Source organism: Luxibacter massiliensis, from assembly GCF_900604355.1.
GTDB classification, from domain to species: domain Bacteria; phylum Bacillota; class Clostridia; order Lachnospirales; family Lachnospiraceae; genus Luxibacter; species Luxibacter massiliensis.
The window spans coordinates 218,128-234,942 of sequence record NZ_UWOE01000001.1; the positions used below are offsets into that span (position 1 = coordinate 218,128).

At 39.3% G+C, this 16,815-nt stretch carries 12 protein-coding genes; 9 read left to right on the plus strand and 3 right to left on the minus strand.

The annotated features are described in order from the left end of the window. Positions 1-17: 17 nt before the first annotated feature. From EFA47_RS01120 to guaA, 7 genes are all read left to right on the plus strand, one after another. Complete coding sequence (locus tag EFA47_RS01120) at positions 18-887, plus strand: aldose 1-epimerase family protein (protein WP_122641636.1); 870 nt, start codon at positions 18-20, stop codon at positions 885-887. A gap of 421 nt (positions 888-1,308) precedes the next feature. Next, positions 1,309-1,560, plus strand: a complete 252-nt coding sequence (gene spoIIID, locus EFA47_RS01125; protein ID WP_122641637.1) for a sporulation transcriptional regulator SpoIIID — start codon at positions 1,309-1,311, stop codon at positions 1,558-1,560. 382 nt (positions 1,561-1,942) lie between these two features. Further along, entirely contained in the window at positions 1,943-3,643 is a 1,701-nt protein-coding gene (locus EFA47_RS01135; protein WP_122641639.1) for a sensor histidine kinase, read from the plus strand. Continuing rightward, positions 3,631-5,160: a response regulator transcription factor gene (locus tag EFA47_RS01140; protein WP_122641640.1), complete on the plus strand. Its 1,530-nt coding sequence runs from the start codon at positions 3,631-3,633 to the stop codon at positions 5,158-5,160. The genes EFA47_RS01135 and EFA47_RS01140 overlap by 13 nt, the downstream gene beginning before the upstream one ends. 223 nt (positions 5,161-5,383) lie before the next feature. Beyond that, a complete protein-coding gene (locus tag EFA47_RS01145; RefSeq protein ID WP_122641641.1) occupies positions 5,384-5,614 on the plus strand; it encodes an HPr family phosphocarrier protein in 231 nt (76 codons plus the stop codon). 330 nt (positions 5,615-5,944) lie between these two features. After that, positions 5,945-7,306 carry an MATE family efflux transporter gene (locus EFA47_RS01150; protein WP_122641642.1) on the plus strand — a complete coding sequence of 454 codons (1,362 nt, stop codon included), beginning with the start codon at positions 5,945-5,947 and terminating at the stop codon, positions 7,304-7,306. Positions 7,307-7,474: 168 nt separating this feature from the next. After that, complete coding sequence (gene guaA, locus EFA47_RS01155) at positions 7,475-9,022, plus strand: glutamine-hydrolyzing GMP synthase (RefSeq protein ID WP_122641643.1); 1,548 nt, start codon at positions 7,475-7,477, stop codon at positions 9,020-9,022. Positions 9,023-9,095: 73 nt separating this feature from the next. Here the strand turns inward: guaA and EFA47_RS01160 are convergent, their stop codons facing one another. The 3 genes from EFA47_RS01160 to EFA47_RS01170 form a co-directional block, all read right to left on the minus strand. Further along, positions 9,096-9,974, minus strand: a complete 879-nt coding sequence (locus EFA47_RS01160) for a MerR family transcriptional regulator (RefSeq protein ID WP_122641644.1) — start codon at positions 9,972-9,974, stop codon at positions 9,096-9,098. 116 nt (positions 9,975-10,090) lie between these two features. Further along, positions 10,091-10,855, minus strand: a complete 765-nt coding sequence (locus EFA47_RS01165; RefSeq protein WP_122644353.1) for a nucleoside phosphorylase — start codon at positions 10,853-10,855, stop codon at positions 10,091-10,093. A gap of 210 nt (positions 10,856-11,065) precedes the next feature. Continuing rightward, entirely contained in the window at positions 11,066-11,233 is a 168-nt protein-coding gene (locus EFA47_RS01170) for a helix-turn-helix domain-containing protein (RefSeq protein WP_122641645.1), read from the minus strand. A 675-nt stretch (positions 11,234-11,908) separates the two neighbouring features. Between EFA47_RS01170 and EFA47_RS01175 the strand changes: the two genes are divergently transcribed. Together EFA47_RS01175 and EFA47_RS01180 are read left to right on the plus strand one after the other, a co-directional pair. Then, on the plus strand, positions 11,909-14,629 hold the full coding sequence (locus tag EFA47_RS01175) for an Eco57I restriction-modification methylase domain-containing protein (RefSeq protein WP_122641646.1): 2,721 nt from the start codon (positions 11,909-11,911) through the stop codon (positions 14,627-14,629). Continuing rightward, complete coding sequence (locus EFA47_RS01180; protein WP_122641647.1) at positions 14,586-16,814, plus strand: N-6 DNA methylase; 2,229 nt, start codon at positions 14,586-14,588, stop codon at positions 16,812-16,814. The genes EFA47_RS01175 and EFA47_RS01180 overlap by 44 nt, the downstream gene beginning before the upstream one ends. The last annotated feature ends 1 nt before the right edge of the window (position 16,815 follow it).

The window sequence follows — 16,815 nt, forward strand, 5'->3', positions numbered from 1 at the left end:
GATTAAGGAGGAAAGATATGAATCTGGAAAATGAGTATCTGTTGGTGGAAATTGCGGATAAAGGTGCAGAGGTCGTGAAGATTTATGATAAGCAGAAGGCGGTTGATGTGCTCTGGGAGGGAAATCCGGCTTTTTGGAAAAGACATTCCCCTATTTTATTTCCAAATGTAGGGAAAAACTATAAAAATACCATCCATATCCAGGGGAAAGAGTATCCATCTTCCCAGCATGGTTTTGCCAGAGATCATGTATTTACATGTGTGAAATCTGATGAAAGCCAGGGGATTTTTTTGCTGTGTTCAAACGAGGAGACAAAGAAAGTATATCCGTTCGACTTTGAATTATATATATCTTATATATTAGAAGGAAAAACACTTAGTATCCAATGGGAGGTTAAAAACCCTACTGCAGAGCCGGTTTATTTTACAATAGGCGGGCATCCGGCTTTTCGTTTTTCAGGAAAAGAGGAAAGGAAAGAGGATTATTGCCTGTTTTTTCCGAAGAAAGAGAAACTTCAGTATATACTAATTAATCCGGAGTCTGGGACTGCCTGTGTGGAGAGGATATATGAACTGGAATTGAATAAAGGCATGTATCCATTGAGCGAAGAAATGTTTTCTAAGGATGCATTGATTTTTGATAATGGACAGATCGGGGAGGCCTGGATTTGCCATAAAGACGGAAGGCCTTATGTAGGACTTCGCTGTGAGGGATTCCCTAATTTTGGCATATGGTCAGTGGAAGGCGCCCCCTTTATCTGTCTGGAGCCATGGGCCGGCCGGTGTGATAACCATGGATTTGAAGGGGATATTTCAGAGAAACCTGGAATGAACCGGGTGGACGGACATGGGACTTTTAAGAAGCAATATCAGATTGTGGTCGCTTGAGCTAAATCCATATATACTTAAAAGGCCCCATTTCACTCATGCCTTAAAGGGAGGAGGACTCAGGGCAACAAGATATGCTTTGGATAGCTTGATGTTTATTTCCGCGGGCAACGAGCCAAGGGGACTTGTTTACATGTCTATTTGGCGACTGCCGCAAGTGTCTAATACCCCGATGCTTGCATCGCTGCAGGTTTGATGCCCCGTATGCTTGCATCGGGGTATTAGACTTAAGAATAACTTGACGAAGATTAGGCAGATTACTATGAAGTAGAATCCATGTAATCTGCCTTTTCTGTTTGTATTTATTTTTGGAATTGTAAATAAACATTTCAAGATAGAAAAATTTGCAGCCATAGGAAAACGGAATAAGCAGTAGAGTCTTTGCATACATTGTAAAAACAATGTTCGCAGGGGGATTTTTTTGAAAGATTATATTGAAGAAAGAGCCGTGGAGATCGCTGATTATATTATAGAAAATAATGCCACGGTGCGGCAGACGGCAAAGCAGTTTGGGATAAGTAAAAGTACTGTACATAAGGATGTAACTGAGCGTCTCCTTCAGATTAATCCTGCACTGGCTGGTGCGGCACGAAAGGTTTTGGACATGAACAAATCCGAACGGCATATTCGTGGAGGGTTGGCTACCCGGGAAAAATATCTGCATCAGCATTAGACATGTGATATAATATTATCATATGTTTAATAATTTACTGTTTCTGCCTGAGAGTCCCGCTTGGTGGTGTGTTTCGGTTAAATTTGATCGACGTAGTACTATTACGTTCTGTAAATTTAGCCGAAACATACCACTAATTGGGACAATCAGCCAGACATATCAATCATTATACAAACTGGGTATACCTTATTATGCTGTACGGACTGCATTTTGCCTACAGCAGTTTACGGAATCGGGATATACAGAGGAAAGAGATGAAAATAACATATCAAAAAACAGATGCATTGGACAGGCAGAGAGCGGATATAGTGCAAGACTGCTGTCTTTTAGAAACTTCAAGGTGTAATTCTGAAAAGTACGGACAGATCCAGGGGGCGCCTTTATGAGAAGAGTGAGAACTTTAAGAAGAAGGCTGACTTTAGGGGTTCTAATGGCGGCCCTTGTTCCTGTATGTATTTTTGCTTTTGTTTCGCAATTCCGTCTGAAGAGCAGCCTGGATGATAATATGTATAGTCAAGTTTACAGTAATCTCCGCAGTTCCGGGAGAAGCCTGGATATGGTGCTGGATAAATATGGTACAGTGCTATATGATATGTGCACAGACGATATACTTGCCGCTGATATAAAAGCCATATTAGACGGACAGGATGATTTGGGCGTTAAGAGCAGCCTTTCTTATAAACTGAGCCGTGTATGCAGCCGCACATCTGGGACTGCGGGAATCACACTGCTTCTGGACAACGGAGAAATACTTTTTTATGACAGGTTAAATTCCTCATCCTCCAGGAGTACATGGGCCAGTCAAGTCAGGGTTCCAGAGTTTGAAGGGGAGAAACTGTACCAGGGAAATACAGTTCCAGTGACTGCAAATAATAGGAGCGTTTATTTGTTTCAAATAGGGATGCGGATTACGGATTACAGAAATGGCCATAAAGAGCTGGGGACTGTAGTAATCAGTATTGAGCAGGAGCAGGTGGAGAATGCAATCACCCCAGGCGGGGACGGCTCTGTATATCTTTTGGACCAAGGCACGGTGATAAGTTCACCGGATACAGATGACATAGGGAAGAAATTCGATTCGGTTAAAAATACAGACGCCAATCATTATGCGTCTGTCATAAATGAGGAGAGTGGGTTCACTATATGTCATGAGCAGCCTTTGGAGGAATATAGGCATACCATGTGGGGGCAGGTGGCTTTTCTCTTTGCTATTGCCGTTATGTCATGTGTAGTTATGATGTTTCTGATTTTTCAGCTTACTAAACCATATCTGTCTGCAGTAGATAGTTTGGTGGATGCTATGAATAAAGTTGAGGAGGGCGACTTTACAGCCAGTGTGGAGGTTCCGGAGAGTATGCCCAGGGAAATACGGAAAATAGGGGTTGGTTTTAATGAAATGGTCCTTCATATTGATAGTCTGCTGGGGCAGGTGAAAACAGCGTCCGCTGAGCAGAGGGCAGCTGAACTGTCAGTCCTGGAGGCACAGATTGATCCGCACTTCCTGTATAATACACTAGATACAATTAACTGGAAAGCAATTGAGAATGAACAGTACGATATCAGTGAACTGGTGGGGGCCCTGGCAGATATTCTGCGCTATACTGTGAAAAATGCTGGAGGTATGACCACCCTAAGGCAGGAGATGGGATGGCTTGACCATTACATTCTGCTTCAAAGTGCGAAGCTGGGGATGCCTTTGATAGTTGAAAAAAACGTATCCGAAGAAATCATGGGATATAAAATCCATAAACTTTTGCTGCAGCCATTTCTGGAAAATGCCATGAAACATGGTTTCCCAGGGAAAATAGGAAAATATAAAATTTACATTACTGTACGTTTAAGCTGTGGGCAGATGCACTTTATTATAGAAGATAATGGAAAAGGAATCCCGAGAGAGATGCTGCTTAGGCTCAATGATGAGAATTTCCAACCAGATGGCCACGTGGGGATTATAAACGTAAGGAGACGGCTTAAACTTTATTATGGGGATGAGGCGACAGTTTATTTTGAGAGCTCCCTGGGAAGTTATACGAAAGTACATTTGTTCATTCCGGAGAAAGGAGATATTAAATGCGAATTGTAATTGTAGAAGATGAGGCGCCAATCAGAGAGGGGATTGCCAAAATTCTGCATAAAATCAATCCTGAATATGAGCTGGCAGGAAAAGCCGCGGATGGGGAAGAAGGATACCAACTGATTAAGAATATAGAGCCTGACCTTGTTATTATGGATATACGTATGCCTAAGATGGACGGCCTTACAATGCTGGAGAAATTAAGGGCAGAGAATAACCAATGCAAAGTTTTAATCTTATCCGCTTATTCTGATTTTAATTATGCCAGACAGGCCATAGAGCTCCATATTGACAACTATCTCCTGAAACCCGTAAAAATACACGAGTTAAAACGTGCTCTCCAGCAAGTTGAGGAAGTCCTTGAGAAGGAGGAGGGTAGAGAATATGTATTTACAGCTGATAGCATTATACTGGGATGCCTTTATGGTCAGCTGAAGCCGAACAAGACATTAGAAATGATGACCAGAGAAAAATACGGGTTTTCACTGGAGGACCCAGGTGAGGTATTTGTTCTATGGCTGGGAAATGGTTATGAAAAGCAGAAGGCAGATGCCAGGCAGTTATTGGAGGAAGTAGATGCACATTCATTGAAATTTGCTTCCTGTATTATAGAATCGGACAGCTGGCAAATGCTGATTATGGTATTGTACAGAATATCCCCGGGGGAATCCCATTATAGTTACTTTCAGAATTCAGTGGTGCCTATGCTATGCAGCAACCTGAAGGAGCCTGTGGTATGTATCTGGAGTAGTATGGATAAGATATTGGACTTGCCAGAGGCAGTCCGTAAAATACGTGGGGACAGGGAATGGAATCTCCTTTTTGAAAAAGGAACTTTGATTTGCAGTGAAGATGCGGGGAAAGTAAAGACAGTTCCTCTTAAGCATCCTGCTGAACTGGAGGACAAAGCATGCCGGGCAGCCAGAAAAGGGGACCGGGAAGGGATTGGAGAATGCTATAAGATGTTATTTGCCTATTATCATGAAGCACCTCATCTGCCTTCGGACATAAAACAATCTGTTATACATTTTAGCTGGGCAGTGGTGAATGCTTATAATGAGACAAAAAAGGTGGGGGCGGACCTGCGGATACAGAATATACTGCAAAGCATAGTAGAGGCTGTGAGCTGGGAGCAAATCAGGAGAAGCCTTGAAGAATTCTTTGAAATATTAAATGTGAATGTGGCAAAGCAAGAGGAAGTTCCCATGAATGTACTGGTGCAGAAAACCCAGCAGATGATTAAGCGGTATTATGACCAGGGGATTACCCTGGAGGAGATTGCAAATAAACTTTTTGTTTCTGAGGAATATCTAAGTACTCTTTTTAAAAAGGAGACAGGAGTTACATTTTCAGAGACTATACGTAAATATAGGATAGAGAAGGTGAAGGAGCTGTTGCTGGATACTCATTTGAAGTTAAATCAGATAGCAGAGCTTGCAGGATATTCAGATCCTAAATATATGAGTAAGGTATTTAAAGAAGAAGTTGGAATGCTCCCGAATGAGTTTAGGAAGGAGACTCATTAAAATATTCTACCTTTTTCAAAAATTTCTACCTTGTCAATGGAAAATTTTGTGCTATGATGTCGTTAATCCAAAAAAAGGATTATTCTGGGATATTTGGTGCAGGGTTTGACTGGAAATATAGGGACCTGTTGGGGAGAATCAAATACAGCAGGAGAGCCTATGGGGACAGAAACCAGATATCAATGGGAGACAGGTAAAGAAATTTTGAGAAGGAGAGGTAATAATGAGTCAGTTAATGATTACATTCAGCAATCCTGAAGAAGTTCTTGATTTTGTAAACAGAGTAGCAAAATATCCCTTTGATATGGATATGAAGAGAGGCAGGTTTGTAGTAGATGCAAAATCTATTTTAGGCATAATGAATCTGGGATTTAACCATCCAATCGAGTTAAAAATCTACGAAGAAGATTGCGAGGATCTCAAAAAAGAGATCTCCAAATATAGGGCGGCATAGCCAAAATAGTATATCTGCATATTTCTATCATGAATGGCAGAAGCTATTGTTTTAATCAGTTGCAGTTAATTACTTGTTTCCTTAATCTCCTCAGCGTATAATAACGTTGAGGAGCTTTTTATATTTTGGAGGGATGAGCATATCTTAATATAAGTAGGTTTTCCTTCAGAATGTGTGGCTCAATAATAGATTTTGAAATGGAACCGGGATTTCAAGAGAGGGGAGGTGAAGAGACTGGTGCAGAATAGATGGATTCTCAAATCCTTGGGCGGACATTATTTGAGATGATAATTTATTTGCGGCAGTCCCTTTATTTTGGAGGAAGGATTTATGCAAAAAGCGAAAATGGAGGGAAAAAGTGCTTATTTATTTGATAATAAGGCATTAAGAGCTTTGATTATACCGCTGCTCATTGAACAGCTGCTTGCGGTAATGGTAGGTATGGCAGATTCCATTATGATAGCCAGTGTGGGGGAAGCAGCCGTATCCGGCGTTTCATTGGTAGACAACATTATGGTATTATTCATTAACGTTTTTGCGGCCCTGGCTACTGGAGGGGCAGTCGTTGCGGGGCAGTACCTGGGGCAGAAGAATGATGATTTTGCCTGTAAGGCGGCCAATCAGATTGTGTGGTTTATCACGATAGTAGCCGTGGGGATTATGGCCTTAATCTATATAGGGAAATGGTTCATTTTACATGTGGTCTTTGGAGCCATAGAGGCAGATGTCATGGCCCATGCAAATACATATCTGATAATTGTTACTGCTTCTATCCCTTTTATGGCCTTATATAATGCGGGGGCGGCAATATTCCGTGCTATGGGGAATTCTAAGATTTCTATGCAGGTGTCCATTATTATGAATATGATTAATATAGGCGGGAATGCATTGCTTATATACGGTTTACATTGGGGGACTGAAGGTGTGGCGATCCCAACTCTTTTATCAAGGATTATAGCCGCAGTCTTGATTACAGCTCTGCTCAGCAATCAAAAGTGGAAGCTGCATATAGCTAAAAGTATTCATTATCGTCCGGATTGGCGCATGATCCGCAGGATACTAGCTATAGGGGTGCCGAATGGACTAGAGAACAGCATGTTTCAATTGGGGAAAATATTAGTACTTAGCCTTGTATCAACATTTGGTACCTATGCGATTGCGGCTAATGCTGTAAGTAATGCAGTTGCCCTGTTCCAAATACTTCCCGGGATGGCTTTGAATCTGGCTATCACGTCTGTTATTGCACAATGCGTGGGGGCAGGAGATTATGAGCAGGTTCATTACTATACAAAGAAGCTGATAGGAGTTGCATACGCACTGATTTGGTTTACAAATGCAGTGATATTTTTACTTCTTCCGATTATTTTAAGGGTTTACAATCTGTCAGATCTGACAGCAGAGACGACCAGGCAAATCCTATATTTCCATAGCATAAGCTGTATGCTTGTGTGGCCATTGTCATTCTCCGTGCCATCTACTCTGCGCGCCGCAGGGGATGCCCAGGTTACTATGGTTATCTCCATAGCATCAATGTGGATATTCCGAATCATATTCAGTTATATTCTAGGACGGTATATGGGTATGGGAGTGTTCGGAGTATGGGTGGCTATGGTAATAGATTGGTGTTTCCGGGCAGTTTGTATGATGACGCGGTACCATAGAGGAAAGTGGAAATTGAAAAAAACGATTTAAAATACGTTAAGTTGAGGACGTAACCTTTTGGACAAAGGCTACGTCCCTAATTTAATTTAGTGGTGTACCTAATTGGAAAAAACCTTGTAAATCTGCAGGCGCTACATTATAATATGTTAGTAAATCTTAAACTGAGTTGGACATTAGGGCGTGGATAGGAGGCAGATTTTGAGAAATGAATTAGTGATTGTCCTGGATTTTGGAGGGCAGTATAATCAGTTAGTTGCCAGGCGTGTGAGAGAGTGTAATGTATATTGTGAAATCTATTCATATAATATGGATATTGAGAAAATTAAGGAGTTAAACCCCAAGGGTATTATTTTGACGGGAGGGCCTAATAGTTGTTATGAGACGGACTCACCAACATATTCCCGTGAGTTGTTTGAGCTGGGAATCCCGGTTCTTGGATTGTGCTATGGTGCACAGCTTATGATGCATGTGCTGGGAGGTAAAGTGGAGCGGGCAAAGGTTCGGGAATATGGAAAAACCGAAGTGTCTATTAGTAAAGCGGATTCAGAAATTTTCACAGGTGTAAATACTCCTACAGTTTGCTGGATGAGCCATTTTGATTATATTTCGCAGGTTGCCCCTGGGTTTGAGGTTACGGCTTTTACTGCTGATTGCCCTGTGGCTGCGGCTGAGAATAAAGACAACAGCCTATATGCTGTACAGTTCCATCCTGAAGTGCTCCACACAGTGGAAGGAACGAAAATGATTAATAATTTCGTGAAAGATATATGTGGCTGTGCGGGAGACTGGAAGATGGATGCATTTGTTGAGGAAACGATACAGAGCATTCGAAAAAAAGTGGGGAAAGGGAAGGTTCTTTGTGCACTCTCCGGTGGGGTGGACTCATCAGTGGCAGCAGTGCTGTTGTCAAAGGCAGTAGGGGCACAGCTTACTTGTGTATTTGTTGATCATGGATTGCTGAGAAAAAATGAAGGCGATGAGGTGGAAGCAGTATTTGGGTCAGATGGATTGTACGATTTAAATTTTATCCGGGTCAATGCGCAGGATAGATTTTATCAGAAGTTAGCGGGTATAGCAGAACCCGAAGAAAAGCGCAAAATCATTGGTGAGGAGTTTATCAGGGTATTTGAAGAAGAGGCACGGAAAATAGGGACCGTTGATTTTCTGGTACAGGGAACTATATATCCGGATGTAGTGGAGAGCGGCCTGGGAGGAGAATCAGCAGTGATTAAATCTCATCATAATGTGGGTGGTTTACCGGATTATGTTGACTTTAAAGAAATAATTGAACCTTTGAGGGATTTATTTAAGGATGAAGTGCGTAAAGCAGGACTTGAGCTTGGTATACCAGAAAAACTTGTATTTAGACAGCCATTTCCAGGGCCGGGATTGGGAATCAGAATCATAGGCGAGGTGACGGAAGAAAAGGTCAGGATTGTACAAGATGCCGATGCCATATACCGGGAGGAAATGGATGCAGCAGGAATGGGCAAAAGTATCGGACAGTATTTTGCAGCTTTGACCAATATGCGGTCTGTAGGGGTCATGGGAGATGAGAGGACATATGACTATGCAGTGGCTTTAAGAGCTGTGAGCACGGTTGATTTTATGACTGCTGAATCAGCGGAAGTGCCCTGGGAAGTGTTGCATAGAGTCACAAGCAGGATCGTGAATGAAGTAAACCATGTGAATAGGGTCATGTACGATTTGACTGGGAAGCCGCCTGGGACGATTGAATTCGAATAGCAGACAGAACCCCGGAGATGCTGATAGAATGGACACTTCCGGGGGTTTTATGCTGTTTGGCTTTAAAATGGCTCTAATTGTTTTCTGTGCAGTTATTCTCAGAATAATAGCGAAAGGCTTTCACAATATATTCGCTGCTTCCTGCGCCATGTTTTGTGTCAAATACTTTGCTTAGATAATCATTAGAATAGGTGTCAATCATCATTCGGCAGTAATTTTCCACACTGCCAACCAGAAGTTTAGAGGAGGTAGTCTGTGTGCCGGATATGATTTCCTCTACAATATTTTGAACCGGTTCTGAAGCAACATCTTCCCCTTTATGGGAAGCCAGCTTAAGAAACTTATCTTTTTTCAGCATCTCTTCTGGTATCTGTGAATACCAGTCTTCCATAATTTCAGAAAAATGTTCCAGATTGTGTTTCATCTCTTTGGTGTATTTTTCAATACTGCCAAACTGCTGGATGGCGAGTTTGGCCACATGGCCTTCATCATCTTTGATTTTCTGAATTAACAGATCAAAATTTTCAATACTTCCCCAGTGCTGGATGACAGCATCTGTCTGATTGGATTTAAAATCTTCCAAAGCATTGATATAATCCGACAGATCAAATTCTCTAAAGCTCATACAGTGTTCTCCTATCTCTAAGCGTTCGAGAAGCTGTATAAGTCCGTCAAGGCGATCGCGTTTCAGTAGGAACAGTTCTTTTTGCTTTTTGAAAGCGGCGATTCTGTCGAAATCTGGGTCCTCCAAAATTTGTTTTATTTCTTTTAGCAGAAATCCTAGTTCCTTAAAAAATAAGATCTGCTGCAAGATCTGTAATGCGTCATCATCGTACATCCGATATCCTGCTGTGGTAAGCTTGCTTGGTTTCAGCAGCCCGATTTCATCATAGTATTGAAGCGTCCGTATGCTGATACCAGTCAGCTTGGCAACCTGACTTATACTTTTCATTGAGATAGCTCCTTTCAGTACAGGGAAAACAGGAGTGACCGGTCGCATCTGTTATGTTTCCCTTGAGCAAAGAATACAGTATCACGCGGCGTGAGAGTCAAGGGAATTTGTAAAAATCATAATGCAAGACCACATTCAAAAGCGAGTACCATGTACTTTTCAGCATTGGAAAGTCCATACGAAGCTAAATCTCTTATATCCCATATATCAGAGCTGAGATTATCTGCACCGTACAAAAATTGGATAAAAGGTACATGGCGGTATTTTGCAACGGCCAGCATCGAAGCACATTCCATTTCTACGGCAATACAGTCCTCTTGTTTACGTTCCTGTATAAGTGGAAGAGTTTCTCTGTAAATTGCGTCTGAAGTCCAGGTTTTTCCTTTTATATAAGGATAACCGCAATTTGATAAAACTCTTTCCAGTATCTTGACAGAATGTGGATCTGCCTCAATCTCCGGCGAGGGCACTATATAATGATAGCTTGTGCCCTCATCCCGGATGGCAGAAATGGGAATAATAAGTTTGCTTTTTACGTTGTCATCGTCCAATACTCCGCATGAGCCGAATAAAACAAACTTCTTAGCACCCATAGCAACAATTTCTTCAAATCCAACAACACAGGCAGGTGCTCCTACTCTGGATAGATAGAAAGCAATGTCTGTATCTTTATAATGGATTTTGTAAACCGGTATGACACCATTTGCAGTATAGAGTTCTGCAATCTTTTCGGTACTGTCCAGTGAAGAGAATTTTTGAATAATATTCTCAGAAAACGTAGAAACACATATCTCTGGGAAATCATCAATTTTTTTCGTTGTATCAGAGGGACTGAATAAAGCAGGTTCTAAAATATTTGTTTGTTGAAATATAGTATTCAAGTTACGCACCTCCCATTTCTTCGTTTTTGCAAATTTAGCCAGCCGGTCATTGATTGCCGGGTGGTTAAAACGAATATAGATTATCTTCAGGAATGAGATTTCCATCTTCATCTCCGTTAATCTCCATATCTATTTACTCGTCCATTTTTAAATGTAAGGTAAGCACATCAGAAGCAATTTCTATATTAAAATCCGTAAAAACATTGATGCTTATGCCTGAAGCATTTGAAATTTTAAAAGCTGATCGGGTTTGGGATTACGGCTGCCTAGATCATATTTGCGGATTGTGGTTCCGTCTATGCCAGCCGGTTCTCCTAACATATTTTGTGAAATTTCCCGTATATTTCGGAATGCTTTCATCTTTTCTCCTACTGTCATAAGTTGGCTCCTTTCAGAGTGAATACAAATAATAGGGACATTATATAGATTTCGTGACTTATATTACAGGGAGTAAACAGGGACTTGATACAAAGGTGCCTTTAAAGCAGGCATTGACAGTTCTTAGATTCAAAGGGTCTCGTTACGAATGAAAATCACTTGGGGACGGCGTACACACACTGGAATGTACTCAGATAGTACGTGTGTAAATAGTAAATACGAAACAAAAAGGAGATACAGGATCGGAGGATCGAGGAGATGCAGGGGACTTCTAGGAGGAGAGAGACAAAAACTTCAAAGCACAGAAGAAGATATCCGCACTTTCCTCGGGGAACTCAATTCTAAGTAATGAAATTCAGTAGAAAAGCGAGACAATCATATTACAGTACGAGAGAATTGAGAGAATGACGGAAAGCAATCTGACCTTAAAAAAGAGCGAACGGTTGGAGAAGAAAAACAGCGGACTGAAGCAGAGCCAGCAAAAAAGCAAGGAAAGAAGCCAAAGTCACGTTATTTGGTGTTAAAAATAATGGGACAAGAGAGAGGGATGTAATTAAAACTGAATAAGTAGAAAAAAGTAAAAATCTGTCTGACTTGGATTTAGCAAATGATGAGAAAAACATTGCTATTATTCGCGGTATAGATTAAAATATCGTTTGGAAGGAGTACGACATTATGGAATATTTAACTATTCAGGAATTTACAGATAAATGGAATATAAGTAAAAGGCGGATTCAAGTATTATGTAGAGCGGGTCGAATAAATGGGGCAAAGATGATAGGCAACATGTGGGTTATCCCTGAGAATGCAACCAGACCATCTGACGCAAGGACAAAAAGCCCTACAGTAAAAAATATGGATACGAAAGATTCTGAAGTTAGAAGAGCATTAAAAAAATTATTAAAGTCGCTATATAGGATTGCAGAAAATTTAACGGATGTAGAAGCTGATAAAAAGCTTTATGTGTTGGTTTCAATTGCAGTAGGGCTTTGTGGCTATTATATTGGGGAGGATTCTCTGAGTGAAAATATTAAAAAGAAAATTAGCTCAGATCTTACGGGACAGGAAGAGTCATTCGCTAATGAGGATATTTTGAGAGAAATTTTCGCATTTATAAGTCGATATGAGGAAGATAGGGAATTAGATAATTTATTATCGTGGGCTTACCAATACTCTAACAAAATAGTAAAGGGCAATGTATATAGCCAGACACAGTTTTTTACGGAAAAGTATATGATTGACTATCTTGTAGGTAACATTTCGGAGATACAGTATGCTGATAAGATAGTTGATCCATGTACTGGCGGAGGGAATTTTCTTGTTGAATGTTATGAGGCCTTGTGTGGAGAATGTGGAATAGAGAAGGCAGAGTCTAATGTTATTGTAAATGCTGATAAATTATACGGATATGATATTGACTGCAATATAACAAGAGTTGCACTTGTAAATGTCAGATTGAGAGCATTAGCAATTCTAAGTCGCAATTTTGATCGTGTTTCATTTGGGATTTGGGAGAATATAAAGCCACATATCTATAAGTCTGCATCTAAGGACGAGATTTGTGGTTCTTTAGCAGTAAATGATAAGGGCGTGGTAGATATTATTACAGGTGTAAAGACTACAATATTAAAAGCCTTGGGCGGGGCAGATATCATTCTAACAAATCCTCCATTCGCAACAATAAAAGGGATGAAACAAGAGCAGAAGGATTTTTTGAAAGAAAATTATCCCGATGCTAACTGTGATATGTGTGTTTCATATTTCGATGCGATTTATAAAATGTTAAAAGAGGATGGATTCTGCGGGATTGTGTCTCAAAATGCTTGGATGCATTTGAAAACGTTTAGAGAAATCAGAACAAGGATTACAAATCAATACAAAATTATAAGCATTGTGAATCTTGGCTCTGGAGCTTTTCTTGATCTTAGTGGAGAAAAGTCGAATGTTGCATTGATGATATTAAATAAAAGTGTAGACAAGAACAATAAGATTCGAGTGGCTGATTTAGGTAATTTATCACTAACTGAAAAAAGAAAGGTACTGTTTAAGAATGAAAAGTTCATAGAAATTTTACAGCAGAATATTGACGGAATAAATGGATATGATTTTTCAGAAAATGGGACATTAAAGAACATAAGTGAATCAGAGTTAACATATAAGAATATTGGAGTTCCGATGCAAGGCACATCTACTGGAAATGCTAAAGAATTAGTGGGATATTTTTGGGAACATTTTGGTGATGATGCTTGGGTTAGTGTTAGTAATGGAGGTGGTTACTGCAGGTGGCAGGGGTTAAATGATAGTGTAGTGAAGTGGGGAATAGATGGAGAATATATTAAAGCGCAGAAGGACTCAGCTCTAAGAAATGTCAAATATTTTCCAGAAACTCAGATGGTTTTCAGTGATACTGGAACAGCAGGACTTAATGTGAGGGTTTTGCTTGACAATCAGATATTCATTGCGTCAGGACCTGGAATAAGGATAACAGACGGAAATGAGTATGCACATCTTGCTTTGTTAAATTCAAGACTTGCGGCTTACTGTGTTAGGATGATGTCGCCTAAACTTACAATAGCAGCAGGATATATTGGTCAGATACCTATAACAAAAAATATTGGATCCTCAGTGGTATTAGAGAAAAATGCAAGGCTTTGCATAGAATTAAAGCAAAAACTATTATCAACCAGACCGAATAACTTTGAATACAATCCGGAATTTCTTGATCAAATTCCGAGTGAATTAGACATGGCAGCCTGGGGAATGCTCAATGAAGATTTGACCAATGAATTACTTAAACTTCAAATAGAAAGTAAAATTGATAGCTATATTTTTGAGGAGTATGGGTTCTCGGATGCTGATCAAGAACAGGTAGAAAAGGCAGTTGGCAAATGTGCTTATTGCATAACTGGAGTTGAGTCAGTAGATTTAATAAAGCTTGATAAGTACATGGAAAAATTGTTGGATGCGTCGTGCTGTTTGAAAAGGACAAGGGTGTCTGGCAACAGTTTGGGTTGTGATGGGATTATTGAATATTTATCGAAGGATTTGAGAGTTAATCCTGAAGTTATCGTAAAGAAAATTCAAGAAAATCCCTATGCAATGAAAATGGTACTTGGTAAATATAAAAAAATGATTCTCCATGATGTTGTACTAGACTGTTTGGGTTATAACACACATAGTGGTGTATCTGTTGAGTGCTGTGTGTTGAACGATGTGTTAGTATCTCTGAAGAACAAATTCAAGGACGAAATTGACTATAGAGCATGGGTAGAAAGTGATTTTAATCGGGTTCATTCAGAGATATTTAAGGGCACGCCATATTTATTATATGAAAATGGAGTGATTTGTAAGTATGATAGAAGAATTGCGAGTCAAGATTGCAAAATACGTAAATAAGAATGCGAATCTTAAATATTGGCAAGATATACGTGAATATTATGCAAGGTATTCATATTTAGCATTTGCTGCGATAATTACGTATAAACTAATAGGGGAGGCTTCGGCAAAAGATATACAAGAGATATTTATAGAAAATGGTTTTGAAAAATTGGAAAATATTGATTTCATAGTAAGTACATTAGATGCATCAGACTTTGTAGCTGAAGTCATGGAATCACTATCGGATATTAGCGCTTTGAATATAAATAATGTTTATCAAGGATTCTTATCAAGAGATTATGAATTGAAAGATGGCGTTTTCACATTTGAAGGAGGAAAAAATCACCGTGATGTTTTGGGTTCGTATTATACCCAGGAAAACTTTGCAAAAGAAATCGCAACAAAAGCAATAAATGATTTTATGATATTTTCAAATAAGGAGCAGATACGTATTGCAGATTTTTCATGTGGTGGAGGAGCATTTCTGGTATCAGCATGTGAAATATGCAATGAAAAAGGAATTTCTCAAGAGATTTATGGATATGATGTTGATCCAATAGCTGTAATGATAACCAGATATAGGCTATTTGATTTAATCGGGGATGCAAGCAATTCTGATAGGATTGTGTTAGGCAATCCTTTGATGAGAGCGGATAATGATCTCATATATGATATAAAATTTCAGAGTGCCCTTACAGGACATTTTTACAATAGATGTATGTCTGTGGCGCCTGTGAATAATATAGATATAGTGTTGGGCAATCCACCATGGGAAAAAATTCGATTTGAAGATAAGAAGTTTTTACGGCATTATTCTGGAGAGGATGCAATAGGAACAAAATCAGAAAGGGAAGCTTATCTAAAAGGAATTACAGAAGAAAATCTGCAGTATTACGAGGGATTTGTAAATGATTATAGACAAGTGAAAGATAGCATAAAAAAGGATCCTTTTTTTAGTGGCTCCAGCTGTGGAGAACTGAACACTTATGCCCTTTTTACAGAACTATGCTTGAAATTATTATCAGATGAGGGAATTGCGGGAATTATTATAAAAACATCATTACTTAAAATGCCAGTATACAGTACTTTCTTTGGAAATATGACAAGGGACGGGAACATTCGCGAGATTTATATGTTTGTAAACCGAAAGAAAATATTTAATATAGATTCCAGAGAAGAATTTTCTGTTATATATCTTGGTGCGGGCAAAAGCGAAGATATAGGGATAGCATTAGATTTGGATAAATATGAGGAGTTTGCGTCAAGAAAAAGGATATATGCATCACATCAATTGCTGAGAAAATTGAATCCAGATACAGGAATGCTGCCCAATATAAGCAATGGAGAGGAATTAAAATTTTTAATATCATTATATGACAATAATCAGATATTTGGTGCAACATATCCTGATTGTAAATTTGGAAGATTAGTTCATTTAACGAATCATTCAGACTACATAGTTAAGCATGAGGAACCTGGGTATTTACCAATTTATGAAGGGAAATTTATAGAGATATATACAGCCAAATTTGCAACTTTTGGAAATATGACAGATGATGAAAAATACAAAAATAAGGCATCTGCAAGAGCAATTGAAGATATTGAGGGCGATGAATATCCAGATGCTAGGTTTTTTATAGATGAAAATGCATGGAAGAATTTGTCAAAGAATTTTGAAAATGATTATATTGTAGCTTGGAGAAGTCTCACTTCAGCTACAAATAGAAGGACTATGTTGGCAACAGCTTTACCGCTAGTACCCGTATGCCAGTCAATACAATTGCTTCAGCTCACGAGAAAGCAAATGAGACATGTACTTGCGGTGTTTAATTCAATTGTGTTTGATTATATCGTGAGATTAAAAATGGTTGGACTTGATCTTACCCAAACTATTATAAGGCAAATTCCCGTACCTAAGGAGGAGAGGTATGAGAATATTATTATATTTAGTGGAGTAGAAGCATCGATAGAAGAGCACATCAACAGTCGAATAAAGGTATTGTATGCATCAGATAACCGGATGTCTGGATTATTTGATCATACGGATACTTATATGGTAAATTCATCGGGCAGAAAACAGATATTATCAGAGCTTGATAGTCTTGTTGCAATTTTGTATCGAATCAAACAGGAAGATTTGAGAAATATAGCGATAAGTTTTAACAAGTTTTATGATAAGAATGAGATAGAGGAGTTCTTTTAAA

Bases quoted from the DNA above. Each gene is read 5' to 3' on its own strand.
- EFA47_RS01150 (WP_122641642.1), top strand. From the start codon at position 5,945: ATGCAAAAAGCGAAAATGGAGGGAAAAAGTGCTTATTTATTTGATAAT.
- EFA47_RS01145 (WP_122641641.1), top strand. From the start codon at position 5,384: ATGAGTCAGTTAATGATTACATTCAGCAATCCTGAAGAAGTTCTTGAT.
- EFA47_RS01180 (WP_122641647.1), top strand. From the start codon at position 14,586: ATGATAGAAGAATTGCGAGTCAAGATTGCAAAATACGTAAATAAGAAT.
- EFA47_RS01175 (WP_122641646.1), top strand. From the start codon at position 11,909: ATGGAATATTTAACTATTCAGGAATTTACAGATAAATGGAATATAAGT.
- EFA47_RS01170 (WP_122641645.1), bottom strand. From the start codon at position 11,233: ATGACAGTAGGAGAAAAGATGAAAGCATTCCGAAATATACGGGAAATT.
- EFA47_RS01160 (WP_122641644.1), bottom strand. From the start codon at position 9,974: ATGAAAAGTATAAGTCAGGTTGCCAAGCTGACTGGTATCAGCATACGG.
- EFA47_RS01120 (WP_122641636.1), top strand. From the start codon at position 18: ATGAATCTGGAAAATGAGTATCTGTTGGTGGAAATTGCGGATAAAGGT.
- EFA47_RS01135 (WP_122641639.1), top strand. From the start codon at position 1,943: ATGAGAAGAGTGAGAACTTTAAGAAGAAGGCTGACTTTAGGGGTTCTA.
- EFA47_RS01140 (WP_122641640.1), top strand. From the start codon at position 3,631: ATGCGAATTGTAATTGTAGAAGATGAGGCGCCAATCAGAGAGGGGATT.